Here is a 20,713-nt window from a genome sequence, read left to right as displayed (position 1 = left end):
ATCGACGGTGTCCGGCATCGGCGCCCGTCCCCCTTCTGTCCGATCACGCCGTACCCCCGGCCACGCCGGGGGTGCGGTGCGATGCGGCCCGGTGGACGGCGGAGGTCCTGCCGTGGCCGGTGCCCGGAAGCCTACGGGTCCGGTCATGCCGAGCACCGCAGACAGGCGCGGACCTCTCGGCCGCTGCGCGTCTGGTGGACCTCGGTCGACTGGGCGAGGGAGTCGACGATGACCGTGCCGCGGCCGTGTTCGTCCGGTGCGGCGTCACGCTGACCGCGCTCGACCTCGGTTCCCGAGTCGGTGACCACGATGTGCAGGGTGCCGCCGTCGAGGACGAGCAGCAGCGTCATGTCCTCGTGACCGTACTGTGCGGCGTTGGCGGCGAGTTCGTCGACGATGAGGACGGCCGAGTCACGCTCGCGGTCGGGCACGCGCCAGCACTTCAGCAGGTCCGCCGCGAGATGACGGGCGGCGGGGACGTGCGCCTCCTGCGCGGGCAGGGTGAGCATCGCCTGGTGGTGGCAGGTCGATCGTGCGGGGAGTGAGCCGGCACGGACGGAATCGGTGACAAACATGGTCTTCTGGCTCTTCTGAGTAGGAACCTGCATGTGAGCACTCATTCAGTTCTACGTGTGGCGCGCGCATTTGGTTCGAGCCATTCGCCCCTTTTGCTCAACTTCTCGGAATCGATCCGGCTTCCCGGGAACGAGCCGGCGCCCCCGCTCGCCTCACGCCCGGATCGTGACCAGCTTCTGGCCGTCGCCCGCAACGATCTCGAAGTGCTGGATGGACGCCGGAGCCATGGGGACCGCGCCGGGGACGGCGGTGCCGGCGGGGTACTCGCCCGCCCGCCAGGTGGCGCCGACCGCCCGCGTCCCGCCGGGCCCGACCGCCTGCAGCCGGCAGGTGATGCCCGGGCGTGCCCCCCGGGCGGAGACCTTCAGGACGCTGCCCCAGACGGAGGGCGAGACCCGCACCGAGGCGCTGACACCGGTGGTGGCGTCGCTTCCGGAGAAGGTGCGCACCGGAACCGGCGTGGCCGTTCCCGGCTGGGCCACCTCACCGGCCACGGTCCCACCGACCGCCAGCCAGGTGCCGCCGGCCGCGAGCCCGGCGACCAGCGCCAGCGAGGCGGCCGCACCGGCCAGTTGCCGCCGCCAGGTCCTGCGGCGCCTGGTGGCGGCCTGCCGGAGCATCCGGTCGAGCAGTCCCGGCTCGGGAGCCCGGGGCTCCGCGGACGTGGGGGCCGGCACCATCGAGGGGCCACTGGCGCTGTCCGCCGCCCGCCGCACCAGCCGGTCGGCGAGATCCTCGCCGCCGGCGGGCGCGGTCCCGCCCGCGACGTCCGCCGCGGTGACCGTGGCGAGCAGCGCCGGCAGCCCGGCCAGCTCGGCGTGCTCGGCCCGGCAGTCGTGACACTCCGCGAGGTGGGCCCGCACCTGTTCCGCCTCCGCCGCGGGCAGCGTGCCGAGGACGTATCCGCCCAGCGCCAGCCGGAAGGCGTCATGGTCGGCGTTCATGGCAGGCACCTCCTCCATGCCGTGGTCATGGCTCGATGCCTCGTTCCCGCAGGGCCAGCCGGAGCGCGTGCAGGGCGTAGTACGTGCGCGACTTGACGGTGCCCAGCGGGATGCCCAGCACTCCCGCGGCCTCGGCCATGGTGCGGCCCCGGTAGTACGTCTCCAGCAGTACGGCGCGGTGGTCGGGGGACAGCGTCCGGACGGCGTCGGCCACCGCCCAGCTCTGCAGCGCCTCCTCGATCCGGTCCTCGCCCGGTGTCCGCTCGGCGGCCCGCTCCAGGGCGTCTCCCCCCACCTCCGCCGGCCTGACCCGCCGGGCCCGGTGGGTGTCGATGACCAGGTTCCGGGCGACCGTGCACAGCCAGGCTCGCGCCGGGCCGCGTTCGGGTTCGAACGCGGCCGGGTGCTGCCACGCCCGCAGCAGCGTCTCCTGCACGACATCCTCGGCCCACTGCCGGTCTCCTGAGGTCAGTCGCAGCACGTAGTGGAAGAGCGGGCCCGCGTGCTCGGCGTACAGGGCCCGGAGCAGTTCCTCGTCCGTGGTCGAAATTGTCCCGTTACCCGAGACACGGCGCCCGGAGCGATTCGGCTCGGCCGTTTCGCCACGCTTTCGGGCACTCCATGGCATAAGCCGATCCTCACGCAAACACACCGGTTTGTCGTGCCACGCACGGTGATCGCCGGGAGTCCGGCACGGGATGCGCGGCCAGACGGGATGCGCGGCGACACGGAATGCGCGGCCGACCGAACCGTGCGCCGCCGGCGTCCGTGAAGCCTGACATAGCCGACATATTCGTTGTTACCCGATCAGTGAGGGATGAACACCTATGCGTATCAAATTCCGTCCGTCGGGCCGCCGATCGCGCTGGGCCGCCGGTCTGGCCGTCGCCGCCGCCGGCGCCCTGGGGCTGCTGAGCGCGTGCGGCCAGTCGCCCCGGGCCTCGGACCCCGGCGCCCTGACGCCCGGCCCCGGTCAGCACCGGCTGGCCGGGATGCCCGGAGCCTCGTCGGCGCCCAGCATGACCATGCCGATGAGCACCCCGAGCACGGCCAAGGCCGCCGCGCCGGTGTCCGGACACGCGGTGACCATAAAGAACTTCGCGTTCTCCCCGGCCACGCTGAAGGTCAAGGCGGGCACCACGGTGACCTGGACCAACCAGGACACCGACGCCCACACCGTGACCAGCGCCGGCTCGAGCGGCCCCCTGCACTCGTCCGCCCTCGACCCGCACGCCACCTACACCTACACGTTCACCAAGCCCGGCAGCTACGCCTACGTCTGCACCATCCATCCCTTCATGACCGGCACCGTGGAGGTGACCTCATGACCGGCTTCGACGAAGCTCGCGACCCCGTACCGGCCGGCGACGGCGAACCGCCCACGGAGCCGTACGGCATGACCCGGCGTCAGCTCATGCGGCACGCCGGATGGTTCGGCGGCGCGGTCGTCCTCACCGTTGCCGCCGGAGAGGTGGTCAGCCATGTCGCGGGCTCCCGGGACAGCACGGCCGAGGCCGCCGCGGCACCGAGCGGCACCCTGAAGTTCGTGCAGGTCTCCGACAGCCACATCGGCTTCCGGGGACCGGCGAACACGGATGTGGCCGGCTCCTTCACGGAGGCGATCAACCAGGTCAACCGACTGGGCTTCACACCCGACTTCGTCATGCACAGCGGCGACCTGACCCACCTGTCCACGGCCGGGCAGTTCGACCAGGTAAGACAGATGATGACCGCGCTTCGGACGGATCGCGTCTTCACCGTGCCGGGCGAGCACGACTCCATCGGCGACGCGGGCCGCGCCTACCGCCAGATCTTCGGCCAGGGCACGCTCGGCGACGGCTGGTACAGCTTCGACACCCACGGGGTGCACTTCGTCGCGCTGGTCAACACCCTGAGCCTGGAGAAGCTCGGTCACCTCGGCAACGAGCAGATCGACTTCGTCCGCAGGGACCTCGCGGGCCTGCCGTCGGACACCCCCATCGTGGTCTTCAGCCACATCCCGCTGTTCGCCATGTACCCGCGGTGGGGCTGGAGCACGGACGACGCGCTGAAGGTTATCGCGCTGCTGCGCCGCTTCTCCTCGGTCACCTGTCTCAACGGACACGTCCACCAGCTCTTCACCAAGACGGAGGGCAACATCACCTTCCACTCCGCCACCACCACCGCCTATCCCCTGCCGAAGCCGGGGAAGGCGCCCGCCCCCACTCCGCAGGTGGTGCCCGCCCGGCAGCTGAAGGACGCGCTCGGCATCCGCACCGTGGGCTACCGGCAGGGAGACCGGCAGCTGGCGGTCAAGGACGAGAGGCTGGCATGAGCCCCGCAAAGCTCCTCGACCCTGCCGTACGCCTGGCGGTCGCGGCCCTGATCGCGGGCAGCGGATTCATCCATGCCCAGCTCTACGTCGGCGGGTACCGCTCCATCCCGGTCGTCGGCCCCCTGTTCCTGCTCCAGGCCAGTGGCTCCTTCGCGGTCACCGTGCTGCTGCTGTTCGGCATGCCGCCGCTGCTCAGGCTCGCCGCGGCCGGTGCGGCACTCGGCGCCCTGGGCGGCTTCGCCGCCTCCCGCACCGTGGGCGTCTTCGGATTCACCGAACACGGTCTGCGGCCCGCCCCGCAGGCCCTGCTCAGCATCCTGGCCGAGATCGGCACGCTGCTGCTCCTCGCCCTCTGGGAGGCGGCGGCGGTGCTACGGCACCGCCGCCGCGAACCGCGCACGGTGCACCTCGCGGCCGCCACGTCAGGACCGCGAGGTGATCCGGAGGGACGGGTCTAGTGCTGGTCCACGAAGGGTCGCACCTCGATGGGCAGGGTCGTGGCCAGGGCGGCCTTGCGGCCCCACTCCAGGGCCTCGTCGAGGTCGGCGGCCCGGATCAGGCACAGCCCGCCGAGGTACTCCTTGCCCTCGGCGTAGGGGCCGTCGGTGATGAGCACCTCGCCCTCCTCGGGGCGCAGCATGGTGGCGGTCTCCGGGCCGTGCAGGCCGCCCGCGAAGACCCAGGCCCCGGCCGCGCGCAGTTCGTCGTTGAAGGCCTCGACGTTGCGCATGATCTCGGCGAGGGCCTCGGCGGCGGGCGGGGTCCCGTCGGCCGGCTGGACCACGCTGAGCAGGTAGTGCTTCATGACGTCCTCCATGGCGTCGTGCCCGGATCGGGCTGTCTGTCACCTCCTACACGAACGGCCGGGAGCCGGATCGACACCGCGCCCCACGCATTCGCGGAAAAGTCCGCCGGAGGCCGCCGGAGGCGCTCTTCGCGACAATCCCTTCATGACCGTCAGCGCACACCCGCTCGTCGTCCGCGCCCGCAGGCTCGCCACGGAATTGCTGAGACCCGAGGCCGAGCGGGTCGACCAGGAGGGCGTGCCCGCGAGCCACCTCGCCGCGGTGAAGCGCTCGGGGCTGCTCGGCGTGGTCGCGCCGGTCGCGTACGGCGGCTCGGGGGCGCCGCCGGCCGTGCTGCGGGAGACCGCGGAGATCCTGGCCGGGGCGTGCTGCTCGACGTGGTTCGTGCAGACCCAGCACCACACGCCCGTACAGACCCTCGCGCGGAGCACGCTCCCGGTGCGGGAGCGGCTGCTGGGTCCGCTGTCTCGCGGGGAACTGCTGGCCGGGGTGGCGTACGCGCATCTGCGGTCGTATCCGCGGGTCCCCGTGCGCGTGCGCCGGCAGGACGGCGGCTGGCGCTTCGACGGGACCGTGCCCTGGTACACCGGGTGGGGTCTGAACGACGTGATGCTGCTCGCCGGCGTGACCGACGACGGCGAGGTGGTGTTCGCCTTCACCGAGGCGCGCGAGCGGCCCGGCCTGCGCGCCTCACCGCCGATGCGCCTCGCGGCGCTCTCCGCCTCGCGCACGGTGTCCCTGGAACTGGCCGGCCTGTGCCTGCCGGAGGAGGCGGTGGCCCTGCGCACGCCGTACGAGCGCTGGGCGCCCGCGGACCGGGCCAGGACACTGAACGCCGGCCCGGCGGTCTTCGGCCTGGCCGAGGCCGCCCTCGCCCTGCTGGCCGAGGACACGGCCGCGCCGCTGCGCGCCCGCCTCGCCGACGTACGCCGGCGGGCCTACGCCCTGGCCGACCTCCCGGCGCCGCACGCGGGGGCAGGGGAGCGCCTGGCGGTGCGCGCGGAGGCCTACGAGGTACTGAGTACGGCCACCACCGCGGCCGTCGTCGCGGCCGGCGGCCGCTCGATGACCCTGACGAACCCCGCCCAACGCCTCGCCCGCGAGGGCCTGTTCCTCCTGGTCCAGGGCCAGACCGCGGAGTCACGCGCGGCACATCTGCGGGCGTTGACCGGGGGCGAGGCGGATGTCGGACGTGCGGGGGACGGCGGGGGCGCGCCGGATGCCGAGAGTGCGGCGGACGGCGGGGACGCCACGGCGGGCCTGGGGTAAGGCGGACGCCGGGGTCGCTGCGGGCGGCTGCCGGCTCACGCGTGCCGCGGCGGTGCGGGCGGAGCTACCGGAACACCTGGCGGTCGGCACCCGCCCCGGCTCGCCCGCGGACCCGGCTCGCCTCGTCAGCAGCGACTGTCGCCGTCCTGTCCCTCCAGTACCACGAGGAAGGTGTCGGACTTCAGGTCCATCACCACGGTCGCGGGCCGGCCCTCGGCTCGGCATGCCGCCGCGTACTCCTCAGCCGGCCACGAACCGCGCGGCGCCCCCGCGGGGAACCGCTCCAACACCTTCGCGTCCATGACGACCGGTCACCTCCAGCATCCACGGGTGGATCCGAGCCACTGCCTGTCCTCTCCGGCTGCCCCGAACCGATGCGGACATGTCACCCGATGCCACCGGGGCCGTACGCCCGCGGCCGCCCGGAGGCGAACGGGTGCGGTCACCCCATGGAGGGACGCGCATCCGCGCCGGGCGCCGGGAGGGAAGTCATGCTCGGGGGAACGACCGACGCGGAGGTCCCGTAAGCGATGCATCACGAGGAGTCGACGGAGCCGTTGCGGTGCCTGGTGACGGGTGCGACCGGCTACATCGGCGGCCGGCTCGTGCCGGAGCTGCTGGCCGCCGGGCACCGGGTGCGCTGTCTGGCCCGCTCCCCCGGCAAGCTGCGCGACCATCCCTGGGCGGCCGAGGCCGAGGTCGTACGGGGCGACGTCACGGACGCCGGGTCCGTCGCGGAGGCCATGCGGGACGTCGACGTGGCCTACTACCTGGTGCACGCCCTGGGCACCGGCAGGGAGTTCGAGGAGACCGACCGCCGCGCGGCGCGGATCTTCGGGGAGCGCGCCAAGGCGGCCGGGGTGCGCCGCATCGTGTACCTCGGCGGCCTCACACCGGCCGGGGTGCCCGAGCGGGAGCTCTCCCCGCACCTGCGGTCCCGGGCGGAGGTGGGCCGGATCCTGCTGTCCTCGGGCGTGCCGACCGCCGTGCTGCGCGCCGCCGTCATCATCGGTTCCGGCTCGGCCTCCTTCGAGATGCTCCGCTACCTCACCGAGCGGCTGCCCGTGATGATCACCCCGAGCTGGGTGCGCACCCGGATCCAGCCCATCGCCGTACGGGACGTGCTGCGGCTCCTCGTCGGATGCGCGGGCCTGCCGCCGGACGTGAGCCGCGCCTTCGACATCGGCGGCCCGGACGTCCTGACGTACCGGGACATGATGGTCGGCTACGCGCGGGTGGCGGGCCTGCCGCGTCGCGCGATCCTGGCCGTGCCGGTCCTCACCCCGCGCCTGTCGAGTCTCTGGGTCGGCCTGGTCACGCCGGTCCCCGCGTCCATCGCCCGGCCGCTGACCGAGTCGCTGCGGCACGAGGTCGTGTGCCACGAGCACGACATCACCCGCCATGTGCCGGACCCTCCCGGGCACCCGCTGCCCTTCGAGCAGGCGGTGCGGCTCGCGCTGCGCAGGGTGCGGGACGCCAGGGTGACGACGCGCTGGTCGTCCGCGGCCGTGCCCGGCGCTCCCAGCGATCCGCTGCCCACCGACCCCGCCTGGGCCGGCGGCAGCCTGTACACCGACGAGCGGCATGCGGCGGTGGACGCGCCGGCGCGTGAGCTGTGGCGGGTGATCGAGGGCGTGGGCGGCGACAACGGCTGGTACTCCTTCCCGCTCGCCTGGAACCTGCGCGGCCTGGCCGACCGGCTGGTCGGCGGGGTCGGCCTGCGCCGGGGCCGCCGGGACGCGCAGCGGCTGCGGGTCGGCGACTCCCTGGACTTCTGGCGGGTGGAGGAGATCGAACCGGGACATCTGCTACGGCTGCGGGCCGAGATGCGGCTGCCCGGACTGGCCTGGCTGGAGATGTGCGCCGAGCCCGACGGCGAGGGCCGCAGCCGGTACCGCCAGCGGGCCCTGTTCCACCCGCACGGACTGCTCGGGCACGCCTACTGGCGGGGCATCTCCCCCTTCCACGCCGTCGTGTTCGGCGGAATGGCCCGCAACATCGCACGAGCGGCCGCCGCCGGGCAGACCCCGACGCCCCTGCCCTCCCACGCGAAGACCCCGTGACCAACCCTGAACGGGTGCATACAGCACATACATGACAATCGCTCCGACCTCTACACATAAAGGCTGCATAAGCGCAAAATAAGTACGCGGTAAGGACCTCGCACCGCACCAGACGTGGTCTGGCCTGCACAGTCAAAGGAGACGAGTCATGGCCAACGTCTCGCACAGGGGTGACATAACGAGCCACCCCGATGTCTCCGAAATGCGGGCGCGCTACGCCCGCATGCTCGGCGGTCGTGATGTGGCGCTCGTGGACGGGCCGGTGTTCCTGCTGGGCCTCTACTGCGCCGCGTCGCCGTGGATCCTGCACTACACCGCGAGCCAGCCGGCGCTCATGACCCACAACCTGATCATGGGCATAGCGATAGGCCTGCTGGCACTGGGATTCACCCGGGCCCCCGAGCGGATGTACGGCCTGAGCTGGGCCATGTGCGCCATGGGGGTATGGCTGATCATCGCCCCGTGGATCGTGGGCAGCCACCCCGACCAGGGCGTGATCATCAACAACGCCGTCATCGGCGCGCTGGCGATCGTCCTCGGGCTGATGTGCGCCGGTACAGCGGCGCGGACCGCCCCCAGGCCGTGACGGAGACGCGAGGAAGGGAAGTACGGGCAGCACGGTGAGAACGCGAGGCCGGTCCGCGTGGCGGACCGGCCCTCCCGTACCCCTGGCGGCTCAGCGGGCCGGCATCAGCCAGGGTTCCTGCGGCAGCGTCCTGCCGGTCTCCAGCAGCGACTTCAGGTTGGACAGCACGGCCGGCCAGCCGGACGCGGCGTCCGAGCGCTCACCCTCGTCGTTCAGGTCCTCGTGGGTGACGGTGAGCCGGACGATGTCCTCGTGCGGCCGGATGTCGAAGGTGACCCGGGAGTGCCGGTCCTCCCGCCCCTCCTCGCCGGGCGCGGCCCAGGTGGTGACGAGCCGGACCGGCGGCTCGCTCTCCACCACCCGGCCGACCACGTCGGCGATGCCCGAGCCGTCGGTGCGGACATGCTCCCAGCGGGAGCCGGGCCGCCAGTCCGAGACATTGGCGTGGCCCCAGTAGGCGGCCGTCAGGCCGGCGTCGGTCAGCGCCTCCCAGACCTTCTCCGGGGTGCTCGCGATGTAGGTGACGTACACGAAACTCGGCTTGTCGGACATGGCTTCCTCGGCTCGTCGCTTCACGGCGCCGAGCGCGGCGAGGCGCGGGCGCTCGAACTTGTCGATCCACCGCTCCTGGATCTCGTGGAGCGGCACGGGGTTGAGGTAGTGCAGCTTCTCCCGCCCCCGCCGCACCGTGCCGACCAGGTTGGCCGCCTCCAGGACGGCCAGGTGCTGGGTGACCGACTGGCGCGTCATGGCGAAGTGCTCGCACAGCTCGCCCAGGGTCTGGCCGTTGTTCTCGTGGAGCCGGTCGAGCAGGCGTCTGCGGGTGTCGTCCGCCAGCGCCCTGAAGACCTTGTCCATCCCGGTGTCGTCCTCCGATCGCACACTCGACGTTATGCAGGCAGTTACCTGCATGTCAAGGTTCAGCGGAACAGGGTGAAGGAGAGCCACACGTCCGGCGGCAGCTCCGGCCGGTCCGGAACCGGCCGCGGCTCGCGCGCCCAGGCGCCGGGGGCGAGGTCCTCGGCGACGCGGTGCCAGAAGGCGACGGCCGGCGCGTTGTCCTGCTGGAAGGCGATCTCCCACGGCCCGGGGTGCCGCAGCAGCACGTCGCGTGCCGCCCGCAGCCCGAGCCCCCTGCGCCGCGCCCCGCGCACCAGGAAGAAGCTGTTCAGCACGTGTATCGGGCCGTCGAGGCCACGCACGAACGCGAGCCCGGCGGGCCGCTCACCGCACATCAGCAGGTACGGCGCCCAGCCCGGCGCGGTGAAGGCCTGCTCGACCCGGTCGCCGCGGAAGGTGCCGTCGGCGGCGGGCAGCACGCCCCAGAACTCGGAGAGGTCATGCCGGAACATCAGCCGCAGCCGTTCCACGGTGGGCCGGTCCTCGGGGGTCGCGGGGCGGACGGAGACGTCCGGAGAGATGGTTTCGGTCATGGACGAGAGCCTCCCCGGCGGACTGGGGTCCGGACCCGGGGAGGCTCACATGATTTCTGTAAGTCCGTCTGGTCTCACGCGGGTTGGGGGTCGGTCGGCTGTGCGTCCGGGTCCCGGCCCGCCGCGTACTCCTCGCTGACCTCCTTCGCCCCGAACGGCCAGACCTTCTCCAGCAGGGCCCAGATCACGAAGGCCACGCAGCCGAGGGCGAGCCAGGCCAGGGACCACTCGATGGGGTGGCGGCCCGGGGAGCTCTGGTCGGCGTACCCGTAGATCACGCACCAGCCGACGAACGCGAGGATGCCCGGCAGGGGGTAGAGCCACATCCGGTACGGACGGCGCAGGTCCGGCTGCCGCCTGCGCAGCACCGTCAGCGCGACGATCTGGGCCAGCGCCTGCACGATCACCATCACCGTGGTGAGCAGCTGGATCAGGGTCGCGAGGTCGGTGTGGCGGCCGATCAGGAAGCCGACCGCGGTGATCACGCCCATGGTCGCGAGGCCGAGCATCGGGAACCGGTGCCTCGGGTGCAGCTTCTCGTACGGCCGGAAGAAGACCCGGTCGCGCGCGGCGTCGTACGGCACCCGGGAGCCGCCCAGCAGCCCGGTGAACACCGACGCGAACGCGGTGATCAGGATCAGCACGGTCACCGTGTCGGCGGCGCCCTTGCCCCAGGTCTCCTCCAGCACCGCGGAGGCCACCGAGGTGGAGGCGATGTCGTGCGGGTCGGTCATGCGCTTCCAGTCGATGACACCGAGCGTGCCGATCTGGAGCAGCAGGTAGATCGCCATGATGCCGAGGATCGAGAAGAGGATGGAGCGCGGCAGGACACGGCCCGGATCCTTGATCTCGGCGCCCATGTAGGCGGTGGTGTTGTAGCCGAGGTAGTCGTAGATGCCGATGGTCAGGCCCGCGGCGAAGCCGAGCCAGAAGTGGTTGCCGGTCAGGTCGAAGGCGTGCGCCGGGTAGGTGAAGGCCCGGTGGGGGCTGAAGTCCGTGGCCGCGGCGGCGATCACCAGGACCACCGAGGCGATCATCACCGCCCACATCACGGCGGTGATCCGGGCGATGTGCTCGATGCCGCGCCAGAGGAGCAGCACCACCAGGGCGATGACGCCCAGGCCGATCAGGTCGCCGGCCGTCTGCCCCAGGCCGGGGGCGAGGTAGCCGAGGTACTGGACGAAGCCGACCACGCCCGTGGACATGATCAGCGGGATGAAGAGCATCGCCGTCCACACGAACAGGAACGGCATCAGGCGGCCGGTGCGGTACTGGAAGGCCTGGCGCAGATAGACGTAACTGCCGCCGGAGCCGGGCATGGCGGCGCCCAGCTCGGCCCAGACCAGTCCGTCGCACAGCGCCAGCACGGCGCCCGCGACGAACCCGATGACCGCCTGGGGGCCGCCGAACGCGGCGACCATCAGCGGGATCGTCACGAACGGGCCGATGCCGCACATCTGGCTCATGTTGATGGCCGTGGCCTGGAACAGGCCGACTCGGCGGACGAAACCACCCGGGGGTGGCGGGCTACCGGACATGGGGACTCCTGACGCGACGGGCGCACGGACCGCGTGCGGGGCGGCGACTCGCGGGGCGGCGACTCGCCCGGCCGGGCTGACTGGCCGATAAAGTTAAGGAGCCTTACTAGGTGCGTCAAGTATGCGTCAGGAATGCGTGACAATGGGGCGATGACCGCCGGCGACGTCGTAGAGCAGCAGCAGCCCTGGAGCCGCCGGCGCCTGCGCAGCACCAACGAGCGGCTGCTGCTGGACCGGCTGCGCCTCGGCGCCGCGTCCCGCGCGCAACTGGCCCGGGAGACCGGACTGTCGAAGCCGACGGTGTCCAGCGCGCTGGCCTCGCTGGCGGCGGCCGGGCTGGTGCACGAGGTCGGCACCCACGCCCCGGAGCGCGGCCGCACCGCCGTGCTCTACGCCCCCGACCCGTCGGCCGGGTACGCGCTCGGCGTGGACATCGGCCGGGGCTGGCTGCGGGTGGCCGTCGTGGACCTGGACGGCACGGTCGTCGCCCGCGCCGACGTGCGCAACCGCGCCCGGTCCGCCGCGGCGCTCGCCGACCTGGTCGTCGGCACCGCCCGCCAGGTGGTCGCCAACTCCGGCGTGGACCCGGCCGAGGTGGTGCACGGGGTGGTCGGCACGCCCGGCGTCTACGACGAGAAGCAGCGGCGGGTGCGGTACGCGATGCATCTGCCGGGATGGGGACGCGCGGGTCTCGTCGACCGGCTGCGCGAGGAACTGGGCGTGCCGCTGGAGGTGCACAACGACGCCAATCTGGCCGCCCTCGGCGAGTACACGTACGGGGTCGGCGCGGGCAGCAGGCTCTTCGCGTACATCCTGATCGGCACCGGTCTCGGCATGGGCGTGGTGAGCGAGGGACGGCTGTTCACGGGAGCGCACGGGCTGGCCGGGGAGATCGGCTTCCTGCCCTGGCCCGGCCGGCAGAAGCCGGAGCGGCTGGAGGACGCGGTGTCCGGGGTGGCCGTGGTGGAGGCGGCCCGGCGCTTCGGGATGAGCGGCCAGCTCACCGCCAAGGCCGTCTTCGACGCGGCCCGGCAGGGCAACGCGGCGGCGGCGCGGGCCGTGGAGCTGGAGGGCGAGCGGATAGCGCACACCGTGGCGGCGGCCGCGGCCGTGCTGGACCCGGACCTGGTGGTGCTCGGGGGCGGCGTCGGCCACAGCGTGGACCTGCTGCTGCGCCCGGTCCACGAGCATCTGCGCGCGCTCACCCCGCTCCGGCCGCGGATCGCGCCGAGCCGGCTGGGCGAGGACGCGGTCCTGCTGGGCGCGGTGGCCACGGCCCTGGACACGGCCCGCGATGTGGTGTTCGAGCGACGGGCGGCGGGCGCCTGACGCGTTCTGCGCCCACCGGCGGCTAGGGTCGTTGACACGGCCCGGACGGCGTCCTAGCTTGAGCCGCGTTAGTAAAGTTTCCTAACTTTACGAGGCTGGAGACCGCCGTGTTCCCTCGCCCCGCGCCCGGCCGGAGACTCGCCCCCACCGCCGCGCTCCTCGGCCTGCTCGGCGCCCTCACCACCGGCGCCTGGGCGGGCCCGAGCGCCACGGCACCGTCGCCGGGGCCCGCCCGGATCACGCACGTCTCCTCCGCAGCCGGCACAGCCACCCCGCTCGCGGGCTTCGCCATCCAGTCCACGGCGAAGGTGGGCGACTCCGCGGCGGCCCTCTCCTCCCCCGGCTATCCGGCGGCGGGCTGGTATCCGGCCGGCCCGCGCTCCACGGTCCTGGCCGCGCTGCTCGCGGACGGGGTGTACCCCGACCCGTTCCACTCCACGAACCAGCAGCGGATCCCGAAGGCCGACTTCCAGGTGCCCTGGTGGTACCGCGCCGACTTCACCGTCGACGACCCCGCCCGGCGCACCTACCTCGACTTCAGCGGGGTCGTCTCGGCGGCCGACGTCTACGTCGACGGTCACCGGGTGGCATCGGCCTCGGACGTCACGGGCGCCTACACCCACCACGAACTGGACATCACCTCGCTGGTCCGGCCGGGCACGAACACGGTCGCCTTCCGCGTCCGGCCCAACGACCCGGACAAGGACCTCACCATGGGCTGGCTGGACTGGCTCCAGCCGCCGCCCGACCGGAACATGGGCATCGTCCGCGACGTCCTGGTCCGCCGCGGCGGACCGGTCGCGCTGCGCGACGCGCACGTGGTCACCGAGCTGGCCGTACCCTCGCTCGCCGGCGCGGACCTGACGGTGAAGGCCGAGGCCCGGAACGACTCCGGCACGGCGGTCACGGCCGACGTCGGCGGCAGCATCGGCGGGACCCGCTTCGGCCGGACGGTCACGCTCGCGGCGCACGAGACGAAGACGGTCACCTTCTCCCCCGCCGACACCCCGGTCCTGCACCTCACCTCGCCGAAGGTGTGGTGGCCCGCCGGAATGGGCGAGCAGCCGCTGTACGACCTCGACCTCACCGCGTCCGTGTCCGGAACGACGTCGGACACCGCGCACGAGACCTTCGGCATCCGTGACGTCCAGGCGCCGCTGAACTCCTCGGGCGCCCGCCAGTACCGGATCAACGGCCGGCGGCTGCTGGTCAAGGGCGGCGGCTGGTCCCCGGACGAGTTCCTGCGCTGGGACCGCGCCTATGCCGAGGACCGTCTGAAGTACGCCGTCGACCTGGGACTGAACACCATCCGCCTGGAAGGCCACCTGGAGCCCGACGAGTTCTTCGACCTGGCCGACCGCCACGGCGTGCTCGCCCTGCCGGGCTGGGAGTGCTGCGACAAGTGGGAGGGCCAGGTCAACCCCAGCGGGTCCGGGAAGAAGTGGACCGCCGCCGACCACGCGGTCGCCAAGGCGTCCATGGCCGCCGAGGCCGCCCGCCTGCGCGGCCATCCGAGTGTGCTGTCCTTCCTGATCGGCAGCGACTCCGCCCCCGACGCGACGATCGAGAAGGGCTACCTCGACGCCCTGAGGGCGGCCGACTGGCCCGTCCCCGTGGTGCCCGCCGCGTCCGAGGAGTCCTCGCCGCAGCTGGGCCGTTCGGGCATGAAGATGACCGGCCCCTACGAGTGGGTGCCGCCCGGCTACTGGTACGCCAAGCGCGAGGGCGGAGCCACCGGCTTCAACTCCGAGACCAGCGCGGGCCCGAGCATCCCGACCCTCGACACCCTGCGCCGGATGCTGACACCGGCCGAACTCGACACCCTCTGGAAGGATCCGGGGGCCAGGCAGTACCACCGCTCGCCGTCCACCGTCTTCGGCACCCTCAAGATCTACGACGAGGCGCTCGCCGGCCGCTACGGCGCCCCCACCAGCCTCGCCGACTACGTGCGCAAGGCCCAGCTGGCCCAGTACGAGAACGTCCGCGCCCAGTTCCAGGCGTACGAGCGCAACGCCACGGACGCCACCGGGCCGTCCACGGGGGTCGTCCACTGGATGTTCAACAGCGGCTGGACGTCCCTGCACTGGCAGCTGACGGACCGCTACCTGGACCAGGGCGGCTCCTACTTCGGCGCGAAGAAGGCGAACGAGCCGCTGCACATCCAGTACTCCTACGACGACCACTCGGTCGTCGTGGTGAACAACCGGCCGGACGCCGAGCACGGTCTCACCGCGCGGGCCACCCTCTTCGACCCCGACGGCACCCGGCGGTACGAGACGTCGGTCACCGGGGTGTCGGTGAGCGGGGACGGGGCGCACGCGACCCCGCTCACCCTGCCGTCCTCGGTGCGCGGCCTGTCGCCGACCTACCTGCTCCGTCTGGTCCTGACCGACCCGGCCGGCCGGGAGGTGAGCCGGAACGTGTACTGGCTCTCCGGCAGGCCCGACACCCTCGACTGGAAGGGCACCACCTGGTACTACACGCCGACGACCGGCTACGCCGACCTGACGGGGCTCTCCTCGATGGCGCGGGTGCCGGTGTCGGCGACGGCAGGCACGCGGTCCTCGGACGGAGTGTCGACCACGACCGTGACCCTGCGGAACTCCGGCGGTGGGAAGACCCCGTCGCTGCTGACGGACGTCCACCTCGTGGACGCGGCGGGACGGCCGGTGCTGCCGGTGCGCTGGTCGGACAACGAGGTCGGGCTGTGGCCGGGCGAGTCGGTGACGCTGACCGCCACCTACCGGACGGCCGACCTGCACGGCTCGGCCCCGCGGGTGCGCGTCAGCGGGTGGAACACGCCGGAGCGGACGCTGCCGGCCGAGTGAACGGACGAGGGGGTGGGCCCGTCCGGGCCCACCCCCTGTGCCCGGCTCAGCTCACATCGAGCGCGGTGTCGTCCAGGACGAACGACGTCTGGTACTTGGAGCCCTCGGTGCCGGTGAACTTCAGGGTGACGGTCTGCCCGGCGTAGCCGCTGAGGTCGAAGCCGCGCTGGGTGTAGCCGGAGGCGGCGTCGAGGTTCGAGTACGTCGCCAGGGTGCCGAGGACCGTGCCGGAGCTGTTGAGGACCTGGACCTTGAGGGTGTCGTAGGCCGTGCTGGTCGAGGTCTCCGCCGTGTCCACGTGGAGGTAGAAGCTGAGCCTGGCCGTCGTGCAGCCGGACGGGATGCTCACCGACTGGGAGAGGGTGTCGGTGGTGGCGGTGCCGTAGCCGTCCAGCCAGGCGTAGTACGAGCCCGAACGGGCGGACTCACCGGTGGAGTTGGTGATCACACCACTGGTACCGCTCCAGACGCTGTTGCCGGACTCGAAGCCGTTGTTGCCGAGGAGCTGGGCGGCGGTGCAGGTGCCGGTGCCACCACCGCCACCGCCTCCGCCTCCGCCACCACCGGTGGTGCCCGAACCGGCCAGCCAGGCGGTGGCGTTGAGGGCGAGGGCCGCGTTGGTGGCGCCGGGGTCGTTCCAGCCGTCGTACAGGGTGTTGCCGGGCTGGCCGGTGCCGTCGTCGATCGGGGAGCTGTCGCCCCAGAACGCCACGCGGCCGCTGCCGAAGGTGCTGGTCAGGAAGAAGGCGCCGGTGTTGCCCGAGTAACCGGTCCGGTAGACCAGGCCCTTGACGGAGGAGTTGTCGGCGGGCTTGAGGGTGGCCGTGGTGCCGTTGGCGATGAGGCTCTTGGTGACGGTGCCGAAGGAGCCGTGCAGCACCGGGTCGGAGCTGTCGCTGATGGCGGCCGGGTAGTCGGAACCGATGTTCAGCGCGTCGACGGAGAAGCCGAACGGGTCGGTGGAGTCGACGCTGTTGTTCGTCATCAGGTCGTTCAGGATCTTGACCGCGTCGGCTCCGTCGTTGTTGCGGTCGGCGCCGGTGTGGTCGGAGATCATGAACAGGCCGCCGCCGTTCTTCACGAAGTTCATGATCGCCGTCTTCTCGGCGCTCGTGAACAGCGTGTTGGGCTCGGGCAGGACCAGGGTGTCGAAGTTCGACAGGTCGAGCGAGGACGAGCCGCCGTAGCTGAGGCTGGAGCCCGAGGGCAGCGTCTTCAGGCTGTAGCCGCCCGTCTTCTGCAGCGCCACGCCCCAGGAGGACAGGGCGCCGGTCCAGTCGGTCTCGGCGGACGGGGAGGGGTTCTGACCGAGCGGGTCGGGCTGGCTGGTGGAGATGATCCAGTCGGCGTTGCCGGCCGTCTCGGCGTGGGCGTTGTCGAACAGGACGCGATGCGTCGTCGCCGCCTGGGCGGGGGTGCCCGTGCCGACCTGGACGGCGGCTCCGGTGAGGAGCAGGCCGAAGCCGGCGAGGGCGGTGGTGAGTCTGCGGCGGGATCTCCTGGATCCAAGCATCCGGCGAACCTCCATGAGGGGTGGGGAGAGGCGGTGCGGGCGCCAAGTCTGCGCGCGTAGAGCCCGATTGAGGGTTCTACACGCGTCGACTTGTTGAAAGGTACATGGCATGAACCGCCTGTGAACAGAAAGTCCCGGCAATAACCGGAGCGGAGTGGCTCCGCGAACAGCGGGCACATGCCTCCTCAGAGGGGTGTCTCGAGGAGGGGTGAAGATGGAGATCTCCGGCATCATCAGTGCCATAGTCATCGGGCTCATCATCGGTGTGCTGGGCCGCCTGGTCGTCCCCGGGCGGCAGCACATCGGGATCCTGTGGACCATCGTGGTCGGCATCGTGGCCGCGCTGCTGGGCTCGGCGATCGCCGCCGGCCTGGGGGTCGCGAACACCAAGGGGCCCGATTGGATCGAGTGGTTCATCCAGATCGCCCTGGCGGCCGTGGGGGTGGCCGCGCTGGACCGGTCCCGCGCCCGGCGCTGAGCGGACGGGCCGTCAGCTGCCGTAGAGGTAGGGGGTGGTGGTGCTCAGTGCCTGGAAACCGAGCCGTGCCAGGATCGGGCGGCTCATGGGCGAGGCGTCGACCTGGAGGTAGCGGTAGCCGTGGGCGGCGGCGACGTGGGCCCGGTGGGCGACCAGGGCGCGGTAGAGGCCCCTGCCCCGCCAGGCCTCGACGGTGCCGCCGCCCCACAGGCCGGCGAACCGGGTGCCGGGCACCAGCTCCATCCGGGCCGCGCTGACGGGTTCGCCGCCCGCCAGCGCCACCACGGCGACGACCGTGCCGGGGTCGGCCTCCAGGCGCGCGAGCAGCCGGTGCCGCAGCCGGGTGCCGTCGGTGCCGAACGCCTTCTCGTGCACGTCCACCACGAGGTCGACGCCGGCCGGATCGGTGGCCCGCACCAGCCGGACGCCCTCGGGAGGTTCCGCGTCCAGGGCGAGCCGGGCGACCTCGCCGATCATCAGCGTCTCCTCGGGCTCGGCCCGGAACCCGGCGGCGGTGAGCCGGGCTCCCAGGTCCACCGGCCGGTCGTGGCCGTACAGCTTCCACTCGAAGTCGCGGCCGAGGCCCGTGAAGTAGGCGATCTGCTCCCGGATCGCGCGGTCCGCGCCCGCCGCGTCCAGCCCGGACCAGAGCACCCCGTTCCAGCCCTGCGCGTCCGCGACCTGACGCACGAGCGCGCCCACGCGTTCGATCCGGGCCCCGGGTCCGTCGGGCCGCGCACCCTCGCGCATGTCCCGGTCGTAGAGGGCGAGTACTGTCGTGTGATCCATGGGCGCATCTTCATCAGGCGAGCCGGGCCCGGGCAACGGGTTAACGGTTCACCGCGCGACGGAGAGCCGATGCCGGCCTGTTGGACGCGGGGCGCATGCGGGGCTGATCGGCGCCCGCGCCCTGGCGGACTTGGCCTGCGGCGGGGCGTCGACGCCGGCCCGTACCGCGCTGGTAGAGGCCGCGGGGCTGGTCGATGCGGGCGTGGCCGCCCTGCTGCGGACCGTGGCGCACGGCGGGCCGGCAGCGGGGTGTCGCACGGGCCGTGGACCCGCACCTGCAACTCCCCTGCGGATCAGCCGAGTTCGAGGGTGGTGACGCCGAAGACTCGCTCCTGGGCGTGTGCGCGTACCGGTCCCGTGTACATGCGGGCGGTCTCGAACGAGGCGCTGAATCCGGCCGCTTCGGCGAGCGCGATGCCGGCCGCGTTCGGCTCGGGCACGTCAATGGCGGCCTCGCGGCCTGCGGCCCCGGCCGTCAGCGCGGCGAACAGGGCCCGGGCGTCGTCGGCGGTGTCCGCGAAGAGGGGGCCGATGCGCAGGGTGTCGTGGCCGGGACGGAGCACGCCGTAGCCGGTGAGGCGTCCGCCGTCGTGGCGGACGTAGGCACGGTGGCCGGGGCCGGTGAGCCACTCGGCGAGAAAGCGCGGGCGGTCGGCCGGGTAGCAGGTGCTGTCGTACGCGGTGATCGCGGCCAGGTCGGCGGGCCCGGCGGGCCGGACGCCTGAGGGCGGCTCGCCCTCGGGGGCGATGCCCGTGAACCGGATGGTGCGGTGGGCGAGTTCGAAACCGGACTGGCGGTAGTTGTCCTGCTGGGCGACGACCCCGTCCAGGCCGACGGTGCGGTTGCCGGCGTGGGCGAGGGCCGTCTTCCAGGTGGTGAGTCCGTGGCCGTGGCCGCGCAGATCGGGGCGGACCAGATAGCAGCCGAGGAAGGCGTAGTCGGGGCCGTAGTTGACGACGGAGACGGCGGACACCGGCTCCCCGTCGATCCGGCCGAGGAAGAAGCCCTCCGGGTCCTGGGCGAAGAACGCCGACCCGTCGGACAGCCCCGGGTTCCAGCCCTCCGCCGCCGCCCACCCGCTGATCACCGGCCAGTCGGCGAGGCCGGCCTGGGTGACGACGAGGTCGTGGGGGGCGGAAGACGTCATCGGTGCGCTCCATTTCCGTCGGGATCGGGCTGCCGTGCAGCATCCTCGCCGATCAACGGCGGCCGCGCCACGGGAAGATCGGCCGTTGCGGAGGGCGTGCTCCGGCCGTTCACGGCCCGCAGCAGCGACGGCGCCGACGCGAGGACGAAGAGCGCGAAGAGGGTGATGGGCGCGAGGCCCACGGGGTGCAGCAGCCGTGCGGGATCGGCTTGTATCCAGGGCCAGTTGACGATCCAGTTCGCGAGGGCGTCCAGTGCCATCACGGCGGCCGCGAGCCGGACGCCCGCCGGCCGCGCGCACAGTGTCAGGACGACGACCAGGGGATCGAGGACGACCAGCGCGACGAAGAACACCTGGAGCGGGGGCGGGGCGAAGGAGGCGTAGACGTGCGGCCAGCCGTGCGCGAGGTCCAGGGCGTGGGCGCAGGTTCCCTCCAGGAAGCCGGCGGCGTAGGCCACGAGGAGCGCGCGGGCCCGGCGCGGCAACGCCCGCCATCGCCGTCGTATGCCATCGGCCACCGGATCACCCTACTGCGCGCCTGGCTACGGGAGTTCGGCGTGCCGTGGCCCGGTGGGCCGTCGGTCCGGCGTTCACGCCGGACCCCACCGGCCGGCGTCCGGTGGGGTCTGCCGGCTGCCGGGCCTCAGCGGTTCCGGGCCGGGCGGAAGCGGCGGTACAGGACCGTGCCCGCGACGAGGAACGCCGCGCTGCCGGCCAGGGCGGGGGCGGTCAGGTCCGCGCCGGTGTGGGCCAGCGTGGGTGCCGCCATGGCCGGTGCGGGTTGCGGGGCCCGCGGCTGGGACCGGGTGGGGGCCGGCGGCTTCGGGGTCGGGGTGCGGGGGTGCGGGGTCTGGCCGGGGCCGTTGACGGACGTGTTGCCCTGGGCCGGGTTGCCCACGCCGACCGCGTTCACGCTGTTGCCGCTCACGTTCACCGGCAGGTGGACGGGGAGCTGGACGCCGTTGCCGGAGAGCACTCCGGGCGAGTCCTCCGCGCCGCCGTGGGCCGAGGCCCCGCCGGACGTGTCGGACGCGCCGGTCCCGGTGCCGCCGCCGTTCGCGCACGCGTTGCCCGCGGCCGGGTTGAGCAGCCCGACGAC

The 20,713-nt window shown here is 72.6% G+C and carries 22 protein-coding genes; 9 read left to right on the top strand and 13 right to left on the bottom strand.

Annotated features, from left to right (window positions below; translation table 11 throughout):
- Positions 1–143: 143 nt before the first annotated feature.
- The 3 genes from ACWEN3_RS18215 to ACWEN3_RS18205 all read right to left on the bottom strand — a co-directional run bounded on the left by ACWEN3_RS18215 (position 144) and on the right by ACWEN3_RS18205 (position 2,148).
- Positions 144–608, bottom strand: a complete 465-nt coding sequence (locus ACWEN3_RS18215; protein ID WP_452971682.1) for an ATP-binding protein — start codon at positions 606–608, stop codon at positions 144–146.
- A 120-nt stretch (positions 609–728) separates the two neighbouring features.
- Positions 729–1,520, bottom strand: coding sequence for an anti-sigma factor (locus ACWEN3_RS18210; protein WP_452971679.1), 792 nt, complete (start codon positions 1,518–1,520; stop codon positions 729–731).
- A 25-nt stretch (positions 1,521–1,545) separates the two neighbouring features.
- Positions 1,546–2,148 carry a sigma-70 family RNA polymerase sigma factor gene (locus ACWEN3_RS18205; RefSeq protein WP_452971676.1) on the bottom strand — a complete coding sequence of 201 codons (603 nt, stop codon included), beginning with the start codon at positions 2,146–2,148 and terminating at the stop codon, positions 1,546–1,548.
- A 199-nt stretch (positions 2,149–2,347) separates the two neighbouring features.
- Between ACWEN3_RS18205 and ACWEN3_RS18200 the strand changes: the two genes are divergently transcribed.
- The 3 genes from ACWEN3_RS18200 to ACWEN3_RS18190 are packed head-to-tail and all read left to right on the top strand — an operon-like array spanning position 2,348 to position 4,292.
- A complete protein-coding gene (locus ACWEN3_RS18200; protein WP_452971673.1) occupies positions 2,348–2,848 on the top strand; it encodes a cupredoxin domain-containing protein in 501 nt (166 codons plus the stop codon).
- Positions 2,845–3,834 carry a metallophosphoesterase family protein gene (locus ACWEN3_RS18195; protein WP_452971670.1) on the top strand — a complete coding sequence of 330 codons (990 nt, stop codon included), beginning with the start codon at positions 2,845–2,847 and terminating at the stop codon, positions 3,832–3,834. Before ACWEN3_RS18200 ends, ACWEN3_RS18195 begins: the two co-directional genes overlap by 4 nt.
- Positions 3,831–4,292, top strand: coding sequence for a hypothetical protein (locus ACWEN3_RS18190; RefSeq protein WP_452971668.1), 462 nt, complete (start codon positions 3,831–3,833; stop codon positions 4,290–4,292). Before ACWEN3_RS18195 ends, ACWEN3_RS18190 begins: the two co-directional genes overlap by 4 nt.
- Here ACWEN3_RS18190 and ACWEN3_RS18185 read toward each other — a convergent pair.
- Entirely contained in the window at positions 4,289–4,639 is a 351-nt protein-coding gene (locus ACWEN3_RS18185; RefSeq protein WP_452971666.1) for a YciI family protein, read from the bottom strand. The two genes, ACWEN3_RS18190 and ACWEN3_RS18185, sit on opposite strands and share 4 nt — an antisense overlap.
- Before the next feature lie 145 nt (positions 4,640–4,784).
- Here ACWEN3_RS18185 and ACWEN3_RS18180 point away from each other — a divergent pair, with 145 nt between their 5' ends.
- Positions 4,785–5,909 (top strand): acyl-CoA dehydrogenase family protein, encoded by a 1,125-nt coding sequence (locus tag ACWEN3_RS18180; protein ID WP_452971663.1) that lies wholly within the window; start codon positions 4,785–4,787, stop codon positions 5,907–5,909.
- A 125-nt stretch (positions 5,910–6,034) separates the two neighbouring features.
- Here the strand turns inward: ACWEN3_RS18180 and ACWEN3_RS18175 are convergent, their stop codons facing one another.
- Entirely contained in the window at positions 6,035–6,211 is a 177-nt protein-coding gene (locus ACWEN3_RS18175) for a hypothetical protein (RefSeq protein WP_452971661.1), read from the bottom strand.
- 228 nt (positions 6,212–6,439) lie between these two features.
- Between ACWEN3_RS18175 and ACWEN3_RS18170 the strand changes: the two genes are divergently transcribed.
- Both ACWEN3_RS18170 and ACWEN3_RS18165 read left to right on the top strand, forming a co-directional pair.
- Complete coding sequence (locus tag ACWEN3_RS18170; protein WP_452971658.1) at positions 6,440–7,972, top strand: SDR family oxidoreductase; 1,533 nt, start codon at positions 6,440–6,442, stop codon at positions 7,970–7,972.
- 148 nt (positions 7,973–8,120) lie between these two features.
- On the top strand, positions 8,121–8,558 hold the full coding sequence (locus ACWEN3_RS18165) for an SPW repeat protein (RefSeq protein ID WP_452971656.1): 438 nt from the start codon (positions 8,121–8,123) through the stop codon (positions 8,556–8,558).
- A 90-nt stretch (positions 8,559–8,648) separates the two neighbouring features.
- Here ACWEN3_RS18165 and ACWEN3_RS18160 read toward each other — a convergent pair whose 3' ends face one another.
- From ACWEN3_RS18160 to ACWEN3_RS18150, 3 genes are all read right to left on the bottom strand, one after another.
- On the bottom strand, positions 8,649–9,416 hold the full coding sequence (locus ACWEN3_RS18160; RefSeq protein WP_452971654.1) for an ArsR/SmtB family transcription factor: 768 nt from the start codon (positions 9,414–9,416) through the stop codon (positions 8,649–8,651).
- Between the two features lie 62 nt (positions 9,417–9,478).
- Entirely contained in the window at positions 9,479–9,991 is a 513-nt protein-coding gene (locus tag ACWEN3_RS18155) for a GNAT family N-acetyltransferase (protein WP_452971652.1), read from the bottom strand.
- Positions 9,992–10,065: 74 nt separating this feature from the next.
- Entirely contained in the window at positions 10,066–11,529 is a 1,464-nt protein-coding gene (locus tag ACWEN3_RS18150; RefSeq protein ID WP_452971650.1) for an APC family permease, read from the bottom strand.
- Between the two features lie 150 nt (positions 11,530–11,679).
- Here ACWEN3_RS18150 and ACWEN3_RS18145 point away from each other — a divergent pair, with 150 nt between their 5' ends.
- Entirely contained in the window at positions 11,680–12,858 is a 1,179-nt protein-coding gene (locus ACWEN3_RS18145; RefSeq protein WP_452971648.1) for an ROK family protein, read from the top strand.
- Between the two features lie 107 nt (positions 12,859–12,965).
- Positions 12,966–15,686, top strand: a complete 2,721-nt coding sequence (locus ACWEN3_RS18140) for a glycoside hydrolase family 2 protein (protein WP_452971645.1) — start codon at positions 12,966–12,968, stop codon at positions 15,684–15,686.
- Positions 15,687–15,732: 46 nt separating this feature from the next.
- Here the strand turns inward: ACWEN3_RS18140 and ACWEN3_RS18135 are convergent, their stop codons facing one another.
- On the bottom strand, positions 15,733–17,199 hold the full coding sequence (locus ACWEN3_RS18135) for a hydrolase (protein ID WP_452971643.1): 1,467 nt from the start codon (positions 17,197–17,199) through the stop codon (positions 15,733–15,735).
- Between the two features lie 214 nt (positions 17,200–17,413).
- On the opposite strand from ACWEN3_RS18135, the gene ACWEN3_RS18130 reads away from it, so the two are divergent.
- Positions 17,414–17,677, top strand: a complete 264-nt coding sequence (locus tag ACWEN3_RS18130; RefSeq protein ID WP_452971641.1) for a GlsB/YeaQ/YmgE family stress response membrane protein — start codon at positions 17,414–17,416, stop codon at positions 17,675–17,677.
- Between the two features lie 12 nt (positions 17,678–17,689).
- Here the strand turns inward: ACWEN3_RS18130 and ACWEN3_RS18125 are convergent, their stop codons facing one another.
- The 4 genes from ACWEN3_RS18125 to ACWEN3_RS18110 all read right to left on the bottom strand — a co-directional run.
- Positions 17,690–18,466 carry a GNAT family N-acetyltransferase gene (locus ACWEN3_RS18125; RefSeq protein ID WP_452971638.1) on the bottom strand — a complete coding sequence of 259 codons (777 nt, stop codon included), beginning with the start codon at positions 18,464–18,466 and terminating at the stop codon, positions 17,690–17,692.
- Between the two features lie 293 nt (positions 18,467–18,759).
- On the bottom strand, positions 18,760–19,614 hold the full coding sequence (locus ACWEN3_RS18120) for a GNAT family N-acetyltransferase (protein WP_452971636.1): 855 nt from the start codon (positions 19,612–19,614) through the stop codon (positions 18,760–18,762).
- Complete coding sequence (locus tag ACWEN3_RS18115) at positions 19,611–20,132, bottom strand: hypothetical protein (protein WP_452971633.1); 522 nt, start codon at positions 20,130–20,132, stop codon at positions 19,611–19,613. Before ACWEN3_RS18115 ends, ACWEN3_RS18120 begins: the two co-directional genes overlap by 4 nt.
- 125 nt (positions 20,133–20,257) lie before the next feature.
- The coding region (locus ACWEN3_RS18110) for a chaplin (RefSeq protein ID WP_452971631.1) at positions 20,258–20,713 on the bottom strand (456 nt) is incomplete at its 5' end.

Source organism: Streptomyces sp. NPDC004561 (assembly GCF_053602155.1).
The sequence above is the reverse complement of the archived record's forward strand: the minus strand, read 5'-3'. Positions and strand labels throughout refer to the sequence as shown.